Source organism: Marinifilum sp. D737, from assembly GCF_026672275.1.
In the GTDB taxonomy this organism is placed as follows: Bacteria; Bacteroidota; Bacteroidia; order Bacteroidales; family Marinifilaceae; genus Marinifilum.
On the sequence record NZ_JANQCD010000019.1, the window covers coordinates 17,852 to 36,639 of the forward strand.

At 39.3% G+C, this 18,788-nt stretch carries 14 protein-coding genes; all 14 read left to right on the top strand.

Annotation, left to right across the window (positions count from 1 at the left end; all coding sequences use genetic code 11):
• Positions 1 to 164 precede the first annotated feature (164 nt).
• The 14 genes from NQ163_RS12345 (at position 165) to NQ163_RS12410 (ending at position 18,782) form a co-directional block, all read left to right on the top strand.
• Positions 165 to 539, top strand: a complete 375-nt coding sequence (locus NQ163_RS12345) for a NifB/NifX family molybdenum-iron cluster-binding protein (protein WP_268190620.1) — start codon at positions 165 to 167, stop codon at positions 537 to 539.
• 790 nt (positions 540 to 1,329) lie between these two features.
• Positions 1,330 to 3,165, top strand: coding sequence for a dihydroxy-acid dehydratase (gene ilvD / locus NQ163_RS12350; protein WP_268190621.1), 1,836 nt, complete (start codon positions 1,330 to 1,332; stop codon positions 3,163 to 3,165).
• 23 nt (positions 3,166 to 3,188) lie between these two features.
• The gene (gene ilvB / locus NQ163_RS12355; RefSeq protein ID WP_268190622.1) at positions 3,189 to 4,925 is read left to right on the top strand and encodes a biosynthetic-type acetolactate synthase large subunit; all 1,737 of its coding nucleotides are present in this window, start codon (positions 3,189 to 3,191) and stop codon (positions 4,923 to 4,925) included.
• Between the two features lie 85 nt (positions 4,926 to 5,010).
• A complete protein-coding gene (gene ilvN, locus NQ163_RS12360; protein ID WP_120238887.1) occupies positions 5,011 to 5,526 on the top strand; it encodes an acetolactate synthase small subunit in 516 nt (171 codons plus the stop codon).
• Positions 5,527 to 5,598: 72 nt separating this feature from the next.
• The gene (ilvC, locus tag NQ163_RS12365) at positions 5,599 to 6,645 is read left to right on the top strand and encodes a ketol-acid reductoisomerase (protein ID WP_268190623.1); all 1,047 of its coding nucleotides are present in this window, start codon (positions 5,599 to 5,601) and stop codon (positions 6,643 to 6,645) included.
• Positions 6,646 to 7,255: 610 nt separating this feature from the next.
• The gene (locus NQ163_RS12370; RefSeq protein WP_120238889.1) at positions 7,256 to 8,752 is read left to right on the top strand and encodes a 2-isopropylmalate synthase; all 1,497 of its coding nucleotides are present in this window, start codon (positions 7,256 to 7,258) and stop codon (positions 8,750 to 8,752) included.
• A gap of 157 nt (positions 8,753 to 8,909) precedes the next feature.
• Positions 8,910 to 10,310 carry a 3-isopropylmalate dehydratase large subunit gene (gene leuC, locus NQ163_RS12375; RefSeq protein WP_268190624.1) on the top strand — a complete coding sequence of 467 codons (1,401 nt, stop codon included), beginning with the start codon at positions 8,910 to 8,912 and terminating at the stop codon, positions 10,308 to 10,310.
• A gap of 214 nt (positions 10,311 to 10,524) precedes the next feature.
• Positions 10,525 to 11,103, top strand: coding sequence for a 3-isopropylmalate dehydratase small subunit (leuD, locus tag NQ163_RS12380; RefSeq protein ID WP_268190625.1), 579 nt, complete (start codon positions 10,525 to 10,527; stop codon positions 11,101 to 11,103).
• A gap of 131 nt (positions 11,104 to 11,234) precedes the next feature.
• Complete coding sequence (locus NQ163_RS12385) at positions 11,235 to 12,791, top strand: alpha-isopropylmalate synthase regulatory domain-containing protein (protein WP_268190626.1); 1,557 nt, start codon at positions 11,235 to 11,237, stop codon at positions 12,789 to 12,791.
• Between the two features lie 74 nt (positions 12,792 to 12,865).
• Positions 12,866 to 13,195, top strand: coding sequence for a hypothetical protein (locus NQ163_RS12390; RefSeq protein ID WP_268190627.1), 330 nt, complete (start codon positions 12,866 to 12,868; stop codon positions 13,193 to 13,195).
• 89 nt (positions 13,196 to 13,284) lie between these two features.
• Positions 13,285 to 14,355, top strand: coding sequence for a 3-isopropylmalate dehydrogenase (gene leuB / locus NQ163_RS12395; protein ID WP_110363811.1), 1,071 nt, complete (start codon positions 13,285 to 13,287; stop codon positions 14,353 to 14,355).
• Positions 14,356 to 14,453: 98 nt separating this feature from the next.
• A complete protein-coding gene (gene ilvA / locus NQ163_RS12400; RefSeq protein WP_268190628.1) occupies positions 14,454 to 15,719 on the top strand; it encodes a threonine ammonia-lyase in 1,266 nt (421 codons plus the stop codon).
• Positions 15,720 to 15,884: 165 nt separating this feature from the next.
• The gene (locus tag NQ163_RS12405; protein WP_268190629.1) at positions 15,885 to 17,420 is read left to right on the top strand and encodes a TldD/PmbA family protein; all 1,536 of its coding nucleotides are present in this window, start codon (positions 15,885 to 15,887) and stop codon (positions 17,418 to 17,420) included.
• A gap of 45 nt (positions 17,421 to 17,465) precedes the next feature.
• A complete protein-coding gene (locus tag NQ163_RS12410; protein WP_268190630.1) occupies positions 17,466 to 18,782 on the top strand; it encodes a TldD/PmbA family protein in 1,317 nt (438 codons plus the stop codon).
• Positions 18,783 to 18,788: the final 6 nt, after the last annotated feature.

An 18,788-nucleotide genomic window follows, 5' to 3' on the forward strand; every position in this document is an offset into this window, starting at 1 on the left:
AGAAAGCTAATATGATGCAGAAACCTATTCTCAATCATCTGATTAATCTGTAAAATACAAATAGAAAGCACAGAAGTTTGCTCGCTTATTATTGTTTTGTACTTTTGAGGCTTGAAATGAGTATATTCTCATTTAATAATAGTTAATCAAAAGAAAATAAACGAATGAAGATTGCAGTACCAGTTACCAGTAGCAAACAAGTTGATGGCCATTTCGGACATTGTGAATTTTATAATATCTATACAGTTTCAGAGCAGAACGAGATTGTAGGAAGTGAAATCATGGATTCGCCGCAAGCTTGTGGTTGTAAGTCGAACATTGCTCCATTATTGGCAGAAGCTGGTGTAAAGGTAATGCTTGCTGGAGGAATTGGTCAAGGTGCCATTAACGTACTTTACAACAATGGTATTGAAGTGGTTCGCGGATGTTCTGGTAGTGCTGATGAATTGGTTCAACAATTTATTTCGGGAATGGTAGAAGATAGCGGAGAAACATGTAACCATCATCATGGAGCTGATGGACACTCATGTAATCACTAAAATTGGAAATAGCGAAAATTTGAAGTGTTACTTTGTTTGAATTGAACATTGGAAACATAGAAAAAAATGTAGTGTGATTCTCTTTTTTATTCAATTTTGGATGAAAAAGATCAGCGCAAAGCTTTTCGGAGAATAAGTTTTAGGCGATAAAATTGTATTGAAGCTTACATTTTTCGAAAAAATCTATAAAAATAATAACACCACAAGATCAGTGTGTTACGAAAATTATTTAGAATAAAGCTTTCGCAAAAATAGGAATTGGGAATCGTAGGATTTGGAAAAAAAAGATTTTTTCACATACATTTGTCGCATAGATTTGTCAGCGTAATCAGATCGAAAGAAAGATTGTAAATGTTCGTTGACAAAATTAAAAACAAACAAAAAAAATTACAACATGCGTTTAAGCACAGTCATTATTATTAACGTCATTATTCTTGTCCTTCTAGGACACAGAACGGGGCTTTGCATGTTTAAGTAAACGAATTTAATTGTTACAAAATATCTAAAGCCTCTTCAAAACGAAGGGGCTTTTTTTTGATCAGGTTATTGTATGTTATCATTTAACGTAGTCATTATCGTCATTATTATTTCTATCGTCATTATTAGAATGAGGATCAGGGAAGACGTGCACACACAATAACTTCGAAGCAAACGAATTTATGAGCGCTCTTCCCAAAAGGAAGGGCGTTTTTTTTGCTTCAACTTCGCTCAGCACAAGTTTGAATGCGCTAAGTAAGCAAGAGATTAAGTGAGAACAAACACAAGATAAACGATTTAACTATTAAGCGAAATGTATAAGAAACCGTTACGAAGTAATCAAACCACACAGGGCCGAAGAATGGCGGGAGCCAGAAGCCTTTGGCGTGCCAACGGAATGAAAGAAGAGATGTTTGGCAAACCTGTTATTGCTGTAGTAAACTCTTTTACACAATTTGTTCCCGGACACGTTCATTTAAAGGATGTTGGACAGATGGTAAAGCAGGAGATTGAGAAATCGGGCTGCTTTGCTGCCGAGTTCAACACCATAGCCATTGACGATGGAATTGCCATGGGACACGACGGCATGTTGTATTCACTTCCATCAAGAGAAGTAATTGCTGATAGTGTGGAGTATGTGTGTAATGCACACAAGGTAGATGCCATGATCTGTATCTCGAATTGTGATAAAATTACGCCAGGAATGATGATGGCAGCAATGAGGCTGAACATTCCAACTGTATTTGTATCAGGAGGTCCGATGGAGGCTGGTGAATCGAAAGGTGAAAAACTGGATTTGGTAGATGCCATGGTAAAAGCCGGAGATGATAGCGTAAGTGATGAGAGATTGCAAGAGATTGAAGAGTCTGCTTGTCCAACTTGCGGTTCGTGTTCGGGAATGTTCACAGCCAATTCGATGAACTGTTTGAACGAAGCTCTGGGCTTGGCATTGCCAGGAAATGGAACCATATTGGCCACTCATGCAAATCGCAAGCGTTTGTTTATGGATGCTGCAAAGTGCATTGTTGAGATTACCAATGCCTACTACAAGGATGGGGACGAGAGTGTTTTACCAAGATCAATTGCAACATTCGAAGCCTTTAAAAATGCAATGACATTGGATATTGCAATGGGTGGATCAACCAATACGGTGTTGCATTTGTTGGCAATTGCAAGCGAGGCAGAAGTTGATTTTACCATGAAGCACATGGATGAGCTTTCGCGCAAGACACCAAACCTTTGTAAGGTAGCACCAAACTCGGATAAATATTACATCGAGGATGTGAATCGTGCTGGTGGAATCATGAGTATTCTTGGAGAGTTGGCAGCTGGTGGGTTGTTGAACACCAGTGTTGGTAGAGTGGATTATTCAAGCTTGCAGGAAGCCTTGAACGAGTACAATCTAAACTCTACGACGCTAAGCGATAAAGCTTTGTCGACTTACCATTCAAGTCCAGGTAGAAAGGGAAGAAACTTGAGTTTTGCATCTCAGAATGAAGTATATGCTGATTTGGATTCAGATCGTGAAAAGGGATGTATCCGAAGCATGGAAAATGCTTACACCAAGGATGGAGGACTGGCTGTACTGTTTGGAAATATTGCACCAGATGGTTGTGTTGTAAAGACAGCAGGTGTTGCCGAAGAGGCATTCAATTTTACAGGAACGGCAAAAGTTTTTCAATCGCAAAGAGATGCTTGTGAAGCAATTCTAACCAAAAAAATAGAAGCAGGTGATGTGGTGGTGATCCGTTACGAAGGACCATCGGGAGGACCGGGCATGCAAGAGATGTTGTACCCAACTTCCTATCTGAAATCCATGGGACTGGGAGCCAAATGTGCACTCATTACCGATGGAAGATTTTCAGGAGGAACTTCGGGCTTATCCATTGGTCATGTTTCTCCGGAAGCAGCAGCGGGAGGAGCTATCGCACTCATTAAAGATGGAGATCAAATTGAAATCAGTATCCCAAACAGAAGTATCAATGTTTGTATTTCGGATGAGGAACTGCAAGGAAGAAGAGCCGAAGAGGAAGCATTCGGAAAAGAGGCTTATCAGCCAAGAGGCAGAGGCCGAGTCGTTTCGAAAGCTCTGCAAGCTTATTCAAAACTAGTCTCCTCGGCAGACAAAGGAGCGATACGACAATTGTAATGGAACAGCAAAAAACGAACAAAATGGAAACAGCAACAAAAGCAGAAAATATCAAGGAGATGAATAATACAGGTGAAACTTTATCTGGGGCAGAAATATTGGTTCGTAGTTTAATACAAGAAGGTGTTGATACCATGTTTGGATACATAGGTGGTGCTATCATGCCTGTTTACGATGCTTTGTATGATTATCAGAAAGAACTAAAACATTATATGTCGCGCCATGAGCAGGGAGCAACTCATAGTGCTCAGGCTTATGCCAGATTGACAAAAAAACCAGGAGTTTGCTTTACGACTTCGGGACCGGGAGCAACAAACCTATTGACTGGTTTGGCTGATGCTTATTTGGATTCGACTCCAATGGTTGTAATAACCGGACAGGTTCCTAGTGGCTTATTAGGATCAGATGCATTTCAGGAAACCAATATGGTTGGACTTTCGATGCCAGTTACCAAATGGAATTTCCAAATCACGAAAGTGGAGGAGATTGCAGAGGTAATGGCAAAGGCATTTTACATTGCACGCACAGGACGTCCAGGACCAGTATTGATTGATATCACCAAGGATGCACAGGTACAGAAAGCTGAATACAAGTATGAAAGATGTAAAGGAATTCGTTCGTATCAGCCGGTACCAAAGCTAAATATGGATGAGATATTGGCAGCAGCTGAATTGATTAATTCTGCCAAGAAACCAATGATACTTGCAGGGCAGGGAATTTTATTGTCGGGAGCAGAGCAGGAGTTGATGGAGTTTGCTGAAAAGACACAAACACCAGTTGCTTGTACTTTATTGGGCTTGTCTTCATTCCCTACTGATCATCCATTGTATGTTGGAATGTTGGGAATGCACGGGAACTACGGTCCTAATATGAATACCAATCAATGTGATGTTTTGATTGCCATTGGAATGCGCTTCGATGATCGTGTAACTGGAGATACATCGAAATATGCCAAGCAAGCAAAAATTGTTCATATCGATATTGATAGATCTGAGCACAACAAAAATATAAGTGTTGATGTTCCGGTATTGGCAGACGCCAAGCAGGCATTAACAGAACTGAATAAAGTGGTAAGTGGTTCTGAGCGTGAAGAATGGATGCAATCTTTTAAAGATTATTACCAATTGGAGTATGAAAAGGTAATTGAAAAACAAACGCACTCATCTCGCGAGAGAATAAATATGGCTGAGGTAATTGATTGTTTGTCGGAAAAAACAAATGGTGAGGCTGTACTTTGTACAGATGTAGGACAGCACCAGATGACAAGCGCAAGGTATTACAAGTTCAAGAACCCGAATACACAGGTTACCTCTGGTGGATTGGGAACCATGGGCTTTGGTATGCCGGCAGCAATTGGAGCTCAAATTGCAGATCCAAATGCAACCGTTGTTTCGGTTTCGGGCGATGGTGGTTTCCAGATGACCATTCAGGAATTGGCGGTAATTCGCCAGTACAAATTGCCGGTTAAGTCGATTGTATTGAACAATTCATTCCTTGGAATGGTACGCCAGTGGCAGGATTTATTCTTTGAGCAGCGATTCTCATACACAGAGATGGACAATCCTGATTTTGTGAAAATTGTAGAAGGATACGGCATTAAAGCAAAAAGGGTAAGCAAGCGTGAAGAATTGCAGGATGCGATTCAGGAGATGATTGATTTTCCAGGAGCTTTCTTCCTTGAAGTGGTTGTAGAAACAGAAAGCAATGTATTGCCAATGATCGCTCCAGGAGCTGCAGTATCTGAAATGAGACTGGAATAATTAGTAATTAAGAATTAATGATGAGTAATTATAAGATCTGTAAATAATCTAACTACTTAATACTAGTTACTAAATACTAAAGAAAATGAAAGAATATACAATAACGGTTTTTTCCGAAAATAATATAGGATTGTTGAATGAGGTAACAATAGTTTTTTCTCGTCGAAAAATAAATATTGAAAGTCTTACAGTTTCGGAATCTGAAGTAAAGGGAGTATCGCGCTATACCATCGTAGTTTTTTCTGACGAAAAGAAAATTGAGAATGTGGTTCGACAACTGGAAAAAATCATAGGCGTATTTAAGGCGCTTTATTTTAAAGCAGAAGAAATCGTTCATCAGGAGGTGGCGCTATTCAAGATTGCCAACTCTCCGAAACTGAATGGGAATCTTGAAGCCTTGATTCGTAGACAGAATGCCAAGATATTAACTGTAAATCCGGACTTTTTGGTGATTGAGCGAGTAGGATACAAAGCAGAGAACCAGGAATTGTTCAATGAGTTGGAACAATATGGTGTACTACAGTTTGCAAGATCAGGAAGAGTAGCAGTCTCTTGTCAGAAAAAAGAGTTTACAAGTTATCTAAAAGAGTTATCGCACTAATTAAAGTAGGTATAAAACCCTGCAATATATAGAATATCTAATATTATTTAACCAGAATAAAAAATTTAAAAAATGGCAACAATTAATTTTGGCGGCACAGAAGAACAAGTAGTAACTCGTGAAGAATTTCCATTGGAAAAAGCTCGCGAAGTATTGAAAGAGGAAACCATTGCAATTATTGGTTATGGTGTACAAGGGCCAGGTCAGTCATTAAACCTAAAAGATAACGGATTTAATGTAATCATAGGTCAGCGTAAAGAATCAAAAACTTGGGATAAGGCTGTAGCCGACGGTTGGGTTCCGGGAGAAACGCTTTTCGAAATTGAGGAAGCATTAGAGAGGGCAACTATCATTCAATATTTGCTTTCGGATGCTGGACAGATTGCTGTTTGGCCAACCGTTAAGAAATATTTGACTCCAGGGAAAGCATTGTATTTCTCACACGGATTTGGAATCACATATAAAGAGCGTACTGGTATTGTTCCACCAGAAGATGTTGATGTAATCCTGGTTGCACCTAAAGGATCAGGAACAAGTTTGAGAAGAATGTTCCTGGAAGGTAGAGGTTTGAATTCTTCTTATGCAATTTTCCAGGATGCAACAGGAAAAGCTTTCGATAGAGTTGTTGCATTGGGTATTGGTGTTGGTTCCGGTTACCTGTTCGAGACTACATTCAAGAGAGAAGTATACTCAGACCTAACAGGTGAGCGTGGTACATTGATGGGATGTATTCAGGGGATTTTTGCAGCTCAGTATGAAGTTCTTCGTGCCAATGGTCACTCTCCATCCGAAGCTTTCAATGAAACCGTAGAGGAATTGACTCAAAGTTTGATGCCATTGGTTGCTGAGAACGGTATGGACTGGATGTATGCAAATACTTCAACCACTGCACAACGTGGAGCTTTGGATTGGTGGAAGCCTTTCCGCGATGCAACCAAACCTGTTTTCGAAAAACTATACAAAGAAGTTGCTGCTGGTAATGAAGCTCAACGCTCTATCGACTCAAATAGTGAAGAAAACTACCGAGTGAAGTTGGAAGAAGAATTGAAGGAATTACGCGAAAGCGAAATGTGGCAAGCAGGAACAGCTGTTCGTAAGCTTCGTCCGGAAAATAACTAAAGCGAAAAGTAAATGAGTGAATGAGGAGTGAATGAAAGGTTAGAAGTGTCTTGGTAATGGAATTAGAAAATAAAACGCTTTGTGCAATAATCAAAAATTAATTCACTTATAAGATGTAAATCTTACTCATTCACTCATTTCTTTATTCACTTAAGTAGCTTGAAGATCCCATATTTAGACTTGTTGAAACAAGGTTTAATTTGAAGTAAATGAGGTGAGTACAGATGGGAGGTTGGCGAAAAAAATAATATTGGATCGCTTTGAATATCGTAGCTTGTTGAGATAAATTGTTTTCTCTCATAATTATTAGTTCTTAGGTTTGTTGCAGAAAAAACAACAACTAAGACATTAACACAGAAACAAAAAGATGATGTACGCAAGTTCATTAATTATTGATTTAATTCTCATTCTTGATCTCATTATTATTAAAAGATCAAGTAGGAAGACTGTGTTATAATCTGAGAAAGATAAAATGATCATAATGCAAAGTTCTTCCAAGATGGAGGAACTTTTTTTTTACAACAAAAACTAACGAAACGGGTGAAAGATTATTGATAGAATAATTTTTTAACAGTTTCACTATTAACCAAGTTATCAAAACACGAAAGAAATGAGTGACAAGTTATTTATTTTCGACACAACATTGCGCGATGGTGAGCAAGTGCCGGGTTGCCAATTGAATACTATTGAAAAGATTGAAGTGGCAAAAACACTTGAGGCATTAGGTGTTGATGTAATCGAAGCTGGCTTTCCGGTTTCAAGTCCAGGGGATTTTCAGTCGGTCGTCGAGATCGCTAAAGCAGTAAGCAATCCAACCATTTGTGCGTTAACACGTGCAGTTGAAAAAGATATAGACGTTGCTGCTGAGGCGCTCAAGTTTGCAAAACGAGGAAGAATCCACACAGGAATTGGAACTTCACCATATCATATCAAATCGAAATTAAATTCGAATCCCGATGAAATTCTTGAACGTGCAGTTCGTGCCGTAAAATACGCAAAGCGATATGTTGAGGATGTTGAGTTTTATGCAGAAGATGCAGGTAGATCGGACAATGAGTATTTGGCCAGAGTAGTTGAGGCGGTAATTGCTGCAGGTGCTACGGTAATTAATATTCCTGATACTACAGGTTACTGTTTGCCCGCTGAATATGGTGCTAAAATCAAATACTTGATGGAGAATGTGTCTAACGTTCACAAGGCGATTCTATCTACTCACTGTCACAACGACTTGGGAATGGCAACAGCCAACTCATTAAGTGGTGTGATCAACGGAGCTCGCCAGGTCGAGGTAACCATCAATGGGATAGGAGAACGTGCTGGAAATACTTCTCTGGAAGAAGTTGTGATGGCTGTTAAAACGCATCATGATTTGCCATTGCATACCGATATCAATACCAAGGAAATTTATGGAGCAAGTCGTTTGGTATCCTCATTAATGAACATGCCGGTACAGGCCAACAAGGCAATTGTAGGTAGAAATGCATTCGCTCACTCTTCAGGAATCCACCAGGATGGAGTTTTGAAAAACAGAGAGAACTATGAAATTATTGATCCGGTTGAAGTTGGTATTCAGGAATCAGCAATTGTATTGACAGCTCGTAGTGGTCGTGCAGCTTTGAATCACCACTTGGAACAAATGGGTTACAATTTGACGAAGGAAGAATTGGATGAAGCCTATTCTAATTTCCTGGTGATGGCCGATCAGCGCAAGAATTTGAGCGAGAAAGACCTTGCAGAGTTGATGGGTGAAAAAGAGAACTTGGACAAAACGGTAGAATTGGAATTGTTGCAGGTTGTTTCCGGTAAATCAACCATTCCAATGGCAACGGTTCACCTTAAAATTAAAGGAGAAAGTTGTGCGGCAACTGCCGAAGGAAATGGTCCAATCGATGCTTGTTTCAATGCAGTGAAGAAGTTGATCAAACAAAAATTCACCTTGGGAGAGTTCTTGGTACAAGCCTTAACCCGAGGGAGCGATGACCTTGGAAAAGTTCACGTTCAATTAGAGCACAATGGTAAGGTAGTATATGGCTTTGGTGCCAATGTAGATATCATTACTGCTTCGGTTGAAGCCTTGGTAGATGCGCTTTCGAAAGTAGTTTACTAAATTAAATTTCCATGAGATTCTCACTTTCAGTGAGGCTCTCATTAAAATCAATACTGAATAATTGGTAATCTCACATGAAGTGAGAATACCAAACCCAGAATGAAAAAATAACAAATGAGCCAATAGCGATATGCTAAAGGTTAAGAGCTAAAAAGAAATGGAACCAAAAACATTATTTGATAAAGTTTGGGATGCTCACGTAGTTGAGAAGATCGAAGGAGGTCCTAGTGTATTGTATATCGATAAACACCTGATACACGAGGTAACAAGCCCACAGGCATTTGCTGGCCTTGAATCTAGAGGATTAAAAGTTTTTCGACCAGAGAAAACCGTTGCCACTCCTGATCACAATATCCCAACGGTAAATCAGCATCTGAAAATTGAGGATGAATTGTCAAGAAATCAGATAGAAACTTTAACGGCAAATTGCAAGAAGAATGATATTACCCTTTACGGATTGAATCATCCAAAGAATGGTATTGTTCACGTGGTTGGACCAGAATTGGGACACACGCAGCCGGGTATGACTATGGTTTGTGGAGATAGCCATACTTCTACACACGGTGCTTTTGGAGCTGTTGCTTTTGGTATTGGTACTTCGGAAGTTGAAATGGTATTGGCTACCCAGTGTATTCTTCAGCCTAAGCCTAAGAGAATGCGCATTACCATTGATGGTGAATTGCAAAAAGGCGTTACAGCTAAAGATCTTACCCTATATGTGATTGCTCAATTGGGAACAGGTGGAGCAACCGGATATTTTGTGGAGTATGCAGGATCTGCAGTTCGTAACTTGACCATGGAAGGCAGAATGACGGTTTGTAACATGAGTATTGAAATGGGTGCTCGTGGTGGAATGATAGCACCAGACGAAACCACTTTCGAATATGTAAAAGGTCGTGAGTTTGCCCCTAAAGGTGAAGATTGGGACAAAGCCGTTGCCAAATGGAAGGAATTAAAAACCGATGATGGAGCAGTATTCGATAAGGAATACACATATAAAGCAGAAGACATTGAACCAATGTTGACTTACGGTACAAATCCAGGAATGGGAACAGGAATTTCCGGCAACATTCCAAGGGCTGAGGAAGTTGAAGCTTCCGAATTGCCTACCTTCAAAAAATCATTGGAATACATGGGCTTTGGTTTGGGTGATAAGCTGCTAGGCAAAAAGGTAGACTACGTATTTGTTGGAAGCTGTACCAATGGAAGAATCGAAGACTTAAGAATGTTGGCATCTCTTGTTAAAGGCAAGAAGAAAGCTGATTCGGTAACCGCATGGATTGTTCCAGGTTCCAAGCAAGTGGAAAAACAAGCTCAGGAAGAAGGATTGGTTGAAGTATTGGAAGAAGCCGGATTTGAATTGCGTCAGCCAGGATGTTCGGCATGTTTGGCCATGAACGACGATAAGATTCCTGCAGGAAAATATAGTGTTTCTACATCGAACAGAAATTTTGAGGGAAGACAAGGTCCTGGATCAAGAACTCTTTTGGCTAGTCCGCTAACAGCGGCAGCAGCTGCAGTTACTGGTGTAATTACCGATCCCAGAGAATTGTTTTAATGAATGATGTGACTTACCTAAATGGTAGAAATTAACACATTGTAATTATTCAACTTGATAGGTAAATTAAGAAAGCCTTTGGCTTTTAGCATTAAAACCTACAAAATAATGATGTTCTGATTAGAAATATTTGGATCAGACTGAAATAAAATATGTATAAATATTTTTTAGCTAAAGGCTAAAAGCCAATAGCTAATAGCTTAAAAAAAATAATATGCCAATAGATAAATTTACCGTATTAGAGTCGAGTTATGTACCTCTTCCAATTGAGAATGTAGATACGGATCAGATTATTCCTGCACGATTTCTTAAAGCAACCAGTCGTGAAGGTTTTGGAGAAAACTTGTTTAGAGATTGGAGATTTGCTGCTGATGGATCAGAAAACAAAGACTTTGTATTAAATAACCCAAAATATTCAGGACAAATTCTAGTTGCAGGTAAAAACTTTGGAAGTGGATCTTCAAGGGAACACGCAGCATGGGCTGTTCACGATTATGGATTCAAGGTAGTAGTTAGCAGTTTCTTTGCTGATATTTTCAGAAACAATGCACTTAACAATGGCGTGTTGCCGGTAGTGGTATCTCCTGAGTTCTTAAGCAAAGTGTTTGCCGCAGTTGAAGCAGATAACAGTCAGAAACTGGTTGTAGACCTTGAAGAACAAAGCATATCGCTAAATGGTGAGAAAGAGGAGTTTGAAATCAATCCTTACAAGAAGAACTGCTTGTTGAATGGATTCGATGATATCGATTACCTCCTGGATAAGAAAGAAAACATAGAAGAATTCGAAAAATAGTTAATTAGGAGGTGAGTTAATGTGTTAATGAGTAAGCATACTACTAAAAAAAAATATCTGTAGTAGGATATCAACTCATTAAACCGAAACCTCATTCACTCAGCCCTCATTCACTCAATCACTAATAAAAAATGAACGAACTGCGTAGCTTAGAAATAATGGATACCACCCTTAGGGATGGTGAGCAGACTTCGGGAGTTAGTTTCAATGCCGACGAAAAGTTGGGAGTGGCTAAACTCTTGCTGCAATCCGTTAAAGTAGATCGATTGGAAGTTGCTTCCGCGAGAGTATCAGAAGGAGAATTTCAGGCGGTAAAACGAATTGCCAAATGGGCCGAAGAACATGGTATGATTGATAAAATCGAGGTACTTGGATTTATTGATGGGAAAGCTTCGCTGGATTGGATTTACAAGAGTGGTGCACGTGTAGTAAACTTGCTGTCGAAAGGTTCCTTAAAGCATTTACAGGGACAGTTGCGAAAAACTCCCGGGCAGCATGTTCAGGATGTAAAGGATGCGGTTGCTTACGCAGAAGAATTAGGCATAAAAGTGAACCTTTATTTGGAGGATTGGTCGAATGGAATGCTGACTTCGAGAGATTACGTTTGGTACCTTTTGGATGAATTGCAAAATGAAAACATTCAAAGATTCATGTTGCCTGATACTTTGGGAGTGATGAACCAGGTTCAGGCATTCGATTTTTGCTATGCTTGTCGCGAAAGATATCCCAAACTTCATTTCGATTTTCATGCCCATAACGATTACGATTTGGCTCTGGCCAATGTGTATTCATCGGTGTTGGCAGGTGTAAACGGAATTCATACCACGGTAAACGGATTGGGCGAAAGAGCAGGAAATGCACCATTGGCCTCTGTTGTTGGAGTAATAAAAGATCACCTGTCACGACAAATCAATGTAAACGAGGAAAAGATCAATACGGTGAGTCGTATTGTTGAAACTTTTTCAGGTGTAAGAATTCCGGCCAACAAACCATTGGTAGGTGAGAATGTATTTACCCAAACTTGTGGAGTGCATGCCGATGGTGATTCCAAAGACGACTTGTACTTTAACCGATTAATGCCAGAGCGCTTTGGTCGTGAACGAAAGTATGCTTTGGGGAAAACATCCGGTAAGGCAAATATCAAGAAAAACCTGGAAGAGCTGGGAATGACACTGGAAGAGGAAACCATGAAAAAGGTGACTCAGAAAGTAATTGAACTTGGCGATAAGAAAGAAACCGTTACCACAGAGGACCTTCCTTACATTGTTTCTGATGTTTTGAATCAGAGCATGGAAGAAATGCCAATTGTAATCAAGCATTATTCCTTGTCTTTATCGAAAGGGATGAGGCCTTTTGCATCGGTTAATTTGGAAATTAATGGACAAATGCACGAGGGAACCGCATCTGGCGATGGACAGTACGATGCTTTCATGAATGCCATTTGGTCGGTGTATGAGCAGCTGGGAAAAGATCGACCTGTGCTGAAAGATTATTTCGTAAGGATTCCTCCCGGAGGTAAAACCGATGCACTGGTAGAAACTTTAATTACCTGGGATTTTAAAGGAAGAGAGTTTAAAACTCGCGGATTGGATCCCGATCAGGTTGAAGCAGCAATTAAAGCCACTGCCCGAATGTTAAATTTATTGGAACAGCAATGTAATAAACTGAGCGAGAAGGATGCTTGTTAATGTGCAGGCTTGTTTACCCTTAGCTTGATGTTAGGAAGGATTCAAACAAGCTTGTAAAAAGCCATCTTACAATCATGGAAGCCTCTAGCGGATATGTGTATTGTCTTCAGAAGATTGTGAAGAGTTCATGCAAATGTGTTAGATGTCTTTTTAAGATAAGGGAGGCTTCAAACAGGCGTGTGGGCTACCTAAAAAAGGTTAAGGAAGGGGCAAACAAGAGTGCAAGGCATCTCCTGAAGAACAAAGATGGAGCAAACATGTATGCGAGATGCTTCTTGAGGATCACGAAGGGAATAAACAAGCATGCGAGATGCTTCTTGTGGATCGCGAAGGGAATAAACAAGCATGCGAGATGCTTCTTGAGGATCGCGAAGGGAATAAACAAGCATGCGAGAAGCTTTTAGAAGATCACGTACAGAACAAACAAGTATGCAGGATATCATCCAGCAGACAATTAATAAGTAGAAAATAAAAACAGAATAACTTAATAACAATGGCTTACAAAATAGCAGTATTACCCGGAGATGGAATTGGTCCTGAAATTGTAGCACAGGCAAAGAAAGTGTGCGATGCAATCACAAAGAAATTTGGCCACGAATTTGAATATACCGAGGCTTTGGTAGGAGCTACGGCAATCGATCAGGTAGGAGATCCTTACCCTGCCGATACTCATGAATTGTGTATGAATTCCGATGCAGTACTTTTTGGTGCAATTGGTCATCCAAAGTTCGATAACGATCCTTCGGCTAAGGTTCGTCCTGAGCAGGGGCTATTGAAAATGAGAAAGACCTTGGGCTTGTATGCGAACCTTCGTCCGGTGAATACTTTTAAATCATTAATTCACAAATCACCATTGAAAACCGAGCTGGTTGATGGTGCTGATTTTATGTGCATACGTGAGTTGACAGGAGGGATTTACTTTGGTCGTCCGCAGGGAAGAAGCGAAGATGGACAAACGGCCTACGATTCTTGTGTTTATACAGCCGAAGAAATCGAGAGAATCATTCGATTGGGCTTTGAATATGCCGGAAAAAGAAGAAAAAAACTGACCATTGTTGATAAGGCAAATGTATTGGCCACTTCAAGATTATGGAGAGAAATAGGACAGAAGGTGGCTCCTGATTATCCGGATATCGAAGTAGAGTACATGTTTGTTGATAATGCTGCCATGCAGATTATTACCTGGCCAAAGCGTTTTGATGTAATGGTTACCGAAAATATGTTTGGAGATATTCTTACCGATGAGGCAAGTGTGATCTCAGGTTCTATGGGAATGTTGCCATCAGCATCAATTGGGGTTCATACATCTGTATTCGAACCAATTCACGGATCGTACCCACAGGCAGCAGGCAAGAACATTGCCAATCCATGTGCAACGGTACTTTCTGCAGCCATGATGTTCGAATATGCATTTGGCATGATGAAGGAAGGAGCCTTGATTCGCGAAGCTGTGGATCAGTCGTTAGAAGCAGGTGTAGTTACCGAAGATATTGCCGATGGTAAGAAAGCTTACTCAACATCAGAAGTAGGCGATTGGTTGGCAGAATATATAGAAAAAGCATAAAAAAAGCGAACAGCTTACAGCAGTCAGCGATCAGCCAAAAGAATGTGCTGAAAGCTGTTGGCTGATAGCTGTATGCTCTTTAATCAAAGGGGGGGAAAGTGACAACAATAACAAAACATTATTATCCAAAAATGGCGGATATTGTAAAGGCCGGTCGAACGGTACAGGAAGTGGTAGAAAGTACCCCTGTATTGAAAAATATGAACCTGTCTGTAAAATATGATGCCAATATCCGTTTAAAGCGTGAAGATCTTCAGATGGTAAGATCTTACAAAATAAGAGGTGCTTACAATAAGATTTCTGGTTTAAGCAAGGAACAACTCCAGAAAGGGATTGTTTGTGCCAGCGCTGGCAATCATGCACAAGGTGTAGCATACTCTTGCAAGAAATTGGGCTGTTCAGGAGTAATTTACATGCCGGAAACCACGCCGCGTCAAAAAATCAAACAAGTAAAAATGTTTGGTGGCGAGTATGTCGAGGTAATTCTAACAGGAGATACTTTCGATGATGCATCAAACAAAGCATTAGCAGATGCAGAAGAGCATGGCAAAACCTTTATTCATCCTTTCGACGATCCTAAAATTATTGAAGGACAGGGGACCATCGGTCTTGAAATTCTGCAAGATTGCCCAGATCCTATTGATTACATTATTGTGCCAATAGGTGGAGGAGGTTTGGCTTCCGGACTTGGAGCATGGATAAAGGAATTTAGTCCACAAACAAAAATTATAGGTGTTGAGCCTGAAGGTGCTCCATCGATGAAAACGGCATTCGAGAAAAAGGAGAATGTATCCCTGGAATGTATCGATCGATTTGTAGATGGTGCAGCAGTGCAAAAAGTGGGAGACTTAACCTGGCGCATTTGCGAAAAGGTATTGGATGATGTTGTTGTGATTCCTGAAGGATTGATTTGTTCTACAATTTTAAGGTTGTATAACGAAGATGCGATAGTTGCTGAACCGGCGGGAGCATTATCGATTGCTGCTTTGGAGTTGATATCGGATCAGATAAAGGGAAAGAATGTGGTTTGTATACTTAGTGGTAGCAATAATGATATCACAAGAATGGAGGAGATCAAAGAACGTAGTTTATTATACGAAGGTTTAAAGCACTACTTCATTGTTCGTTTCCCTCAACGATCAGGAGCATTAAAAGAGTTTGTAAACGATGTTTTAGATCAAGGTGATGATATTACACACTTTGAATATTACAAAAAGCACAGTAGAGAAAAAGGGCCAGCTGTAATTGGCATAGAAGTCCGTCAACCAGAAGATTTAAAGCGATTACAAGAGCGAATGACGGAAAGAAACTTTGTGTTTGAGTACCTGAATGATAAGACTGATTTATTTCAGTTCATAGTTTAATATTCAATGTTTATAACGATTAAAAAGCGATATCTGTAAGTCAGATATCGCTTTTTTGTATAAAAACAAAGTGTTTTGAATTAGATTTTATTATGACAATAAAAAGTCTTAACTTTTGTCTGCCAGAAAAATCAAAGAAAACCCAAACCCTAAAAAAACAGTTATATGAAGAATGAATTTTCAAGAAGGGAGTTTATCCGAACAGGATCGGTCTCTCTTGCAGGAATGGCAATTTTACCCTCATTTTTAAGTATGGGATGTAGCCCTCTAACCGAACAATCAGGTTTGGATGAATATCTTGCACATTTTAATGTGGATAAAGAAACACTTCAAAAGGTAATGGCAGAAGCTTTATCCAGAGGTGGGGATTATTGCGACTTGTATTTCGAACATTCTCTTTCAAATTATGTGGGACTTCAGGATAATGATGTGAATCGTGCGGGTTCTAACATTGATTACGGAGTAGGTGTTCGTGTTTTGAAAGGTGACCAAACTGGTTATGCCTTTTCTGAGGAGGTTTCTTTGGAAGCAATGAAAAAAGTAGCAAAAACTGCTGCCAGCATTGCAAACGAAAGTAAAGATTTTCCTTCTATTAATCTGAATGAAAGAGTTCATCCGGAATTCTGCAAGCTAGATACTTCTTGGGAAGATGTTTCAATTAAACAAAAAATCCCATATCTGCAAAAGCTGAATGATAAGATCTTTAACTTGGACGATAAGGTTGCTAAAGTTCAAATATATTTAGATGATAATTCATCATACATTCTATTTGCAAATTCAGAAGGTGTGATTAGCTATGATTATAGACCTATGGTGAGTTTTATTGCCGTATGTGTTATGGAAAAAGGAGATCAGCGTGAAGATTTCTATGCTTCTCGTTCCATGAGAATTGGTTATGAATATTTAACTGAGGATTTGTTAGATGGAATTGCAACAGAAGTGATCGAAGGTGCCAATAAGCAATTCGAAGCTGTAAAGCCAAAAGCCGGACAAATGGAAGTGGTTTTGGCTTCCGGAGGATCAGGTATTCTTTTGCATGAGGCTATGGGACACGCATTCGAAGCTGATTTCAATAGAAAAGAAACCTCAATTTTTAGCGATAAAATGGGTAAGAAGGTTGGTGAAGATTTCGTAACGATAATTGACGACGGAACAAATCCAAATTATAGAGGAACTCTGAATATTGACGATGAGGGAACTCTTACCCAAAAAACAAAAATGGTTGAAAATGGAGTACTAACTAGCTATCTGCACGATAGAATTAGTGCCAAACATTATAATGTGGATCCAACGGGTAATGGACGACGTCAGTCCTTCAGATATGCTCCACTTCCTCGTATGAGAAATACATATATGGAGAATGGTCCTCACTCTAAGGATGATATCATCTCTAGTGTTAAGGATGGAATTTATGTAGATACATTCACAAATGGTCAGGTGCAAATTGGAGCAGGTGACTTTACTTTCTATGTAAAATCGGGCTATTTAATTGAAAATGGTAAACTAACTAAACCAATTAAGGATGTCAACTTAATAGGTAATGGACCGGAAGCCCTTAGTCAAATTTCAATGGTAGGAAATGATTTGAAGATTGATTGTGGTACAGGGACTTGTGGTAAAGGTGGACAAGGAGTTCCAGTTTCAATGGGCTTGCCAACTGTCAAAGTAAATCAACTTACAGTTGGTGGAGTTAATGCTTAATACGCATTCTTAGTTTACATTTTATCAAATTAAAAAGCAATTTAAATGAAAGACAATAAAAAAATGGAATTGGCCCAGTGGGCTTCCGAATATGCAAGCAAAAATGGAGCTAAAGAAGTTTCAGTTTCAGTTTATGATTCCAAAGAATCAGAAGTTGAAGTTAGAAAGCAAAAAATCGAAAAAATACAGGAATCTATCGAAAGTGGATTAAGTATAAAGCTCTATGTAAATGGAAAATACTCAACTCATTCTACCAATCGATTAAAGAAAAGTGAACTAGAGAAATTTATCAATGAAGCGATACTAGGGACGAATTACTTGGCTGAAGATAAATATCGTTCATTACCAGATCGTCACTTGTGCTATGATGGCGAAGAGAAGGATCTGAAGTTGTTTGATTCGAATTACGATTCTATTGATCCTCGTCAGAAGATTGACTTAGCCATGGCGGTTGAGGCCGAAACATTAGATATGGATGACAGAATTATTTCTGTTTCCGGCTCCTATGGAGATGGCATGTATCGAAGCTACATGGTTTTAAGTAATGGTGTTGAGGGGTATAAAGAATCAACTTCCTACTCAATTAGTGGTAGTGCATCTATAAATGGAGGTGATAGTCGTCCAAGTGATTATCATTATAATTCAGCCAGATTTTGGAATCAATTATCTGGAGAAGGAGTTGGTAAATATGCTGTAGAGAGAGCGCTACAAAAAATAGGAGCAAAGACCATAAAATCAGGAAAAATGGAAATGTTGATAGAGAACAGATCTGTTGGTCGTTTATTGGGCTCTCTTATTCAGCCATTGTATGGTCGTAATATTCAGCAAAAAAGATCATTTTTAGAGGGTAAAATTAGTCATAAGATTGCTTCCGATTTGTTAAGTATTACTGATAATCCGTTTATTGAATCAGGACGTAACTCTCGTTTATATGACAGAGATGGATTAGCTGCTCGTAAAATGACCGTGATAGAGAATGGTGTTTTACGTTCTTATTACATTGGTGATTACTACGGTAAAAAGTTGGATATGCAAGCTACAACAAGTTCTCCTTCAAACTTGATCTTCGGCAAAGGATCTAAAGATCTTAATGGATTAACAAGGGATATGAAGGAAGGTATTTTGGTTACAGGTTTCAATGGAGGAAACTCTAATCCTGCCACAGGTGACTTTTCTGTAGGTGTAGAGGGCTTTTACGTAAAGAATGGAGAAGTTCTTCATCCAATAGTAGGGATGAATGTTTCCGGAAATCACAAGGAAATTTGGAATCAACTTATTGCATTAGGAAATGATCCTTTAACCGATCGCTCATGGCAAACACCAAGTATGCTATTTGAAGGAATTGATTTTAGTGGATTGTAAAATATT

Bases quoted from the DNA above. Each gene is read 5' to 3' on its own strand.
- NQ163_RS12345 (WP_268190620.1), top strand. From the start codon at position 165: ATGAAGATTGCAGTACCAGTTACCAGTAGCAAACAAGTTGATGGCCAT.
- ilvD (WP_268190621.1), top strand. From the start codon at position 1,330: ATGTATAAGAAACCGTTACGAAGTAATCAAACCACACAGGGCCGAAGA.
- ilvB (WP_268190622.1), top strand. From the start codon at position 3,189: ATGGAAACAGCAACAAAAGCAGAAAATATCAAGGAGATGAATAATACA.
- ilvN (WP_120238887.1), top strand. From the start codon at position 5,011: ATGAAAGAATATACAATAACGGTTTTTTCCGAAAATAATATAGGATTG.
- ilvC (WP_268190623.1), top strand. From the start codon at position 5,599: ATGGCAACAATTAATTTTGGCGGCACAGAAGAACAAGTAGTAACTCGT.
- NQ163_RS12370 (WP_120238889.1), top strand. From the start codon at position 7,256: ATGAGTGACAAGTTATTTATTTTCGACACAACATTGCGCGATGGTGAG.
- leuC (WP_268190624.1), top strand. From the start codon at position 8,910: ATGGAACCAAAAACATTATTTGATAAAGTTTGGGATGCTCACGTAGTT.
- leuD (WP_268190625.1), top strand. From the start codon at position 10,525: ATGCCAATAGATAAATTTACCGTATTAGAGTCGAGTTATGTACCTCTT.
- NQ163_RS12385 (WP_268190626.1), top strand. From the start codon at position 11,235: ATGAACGAACTGCGTAGCTTAGAAATAATGGATACCACCCTTAGGGAT.
- NQ163_RS12390 (WP_268190627.1), top strand. From the start codon at position 12,866: ATGGAAGCCTCTAGCGGATATGTGTATTGTCTTCAGAAGATTGTGAAG.
- leuB (WP_110363811.1), top strand. From the start codon at position 13,285: ATGGCTTACAAAATAGCAGTATTACCCGGAGATGGAATTGGTCCTGAA.
- NQ163_RS12405 (WP_268190629.1), top strand. From the start codon at position 15,885: ATGAAGAATGAATTTTCAAGAAGGGAGTTTATCCGAACAGGATCGGTC.
- NQ163_RS12410 (WP_268190630.1), top strand. From the start codon at position 17,466: ATGAAAGACAATAAAAAAATGGAATTGGCCCAGTGGGCTTCCGAATAT.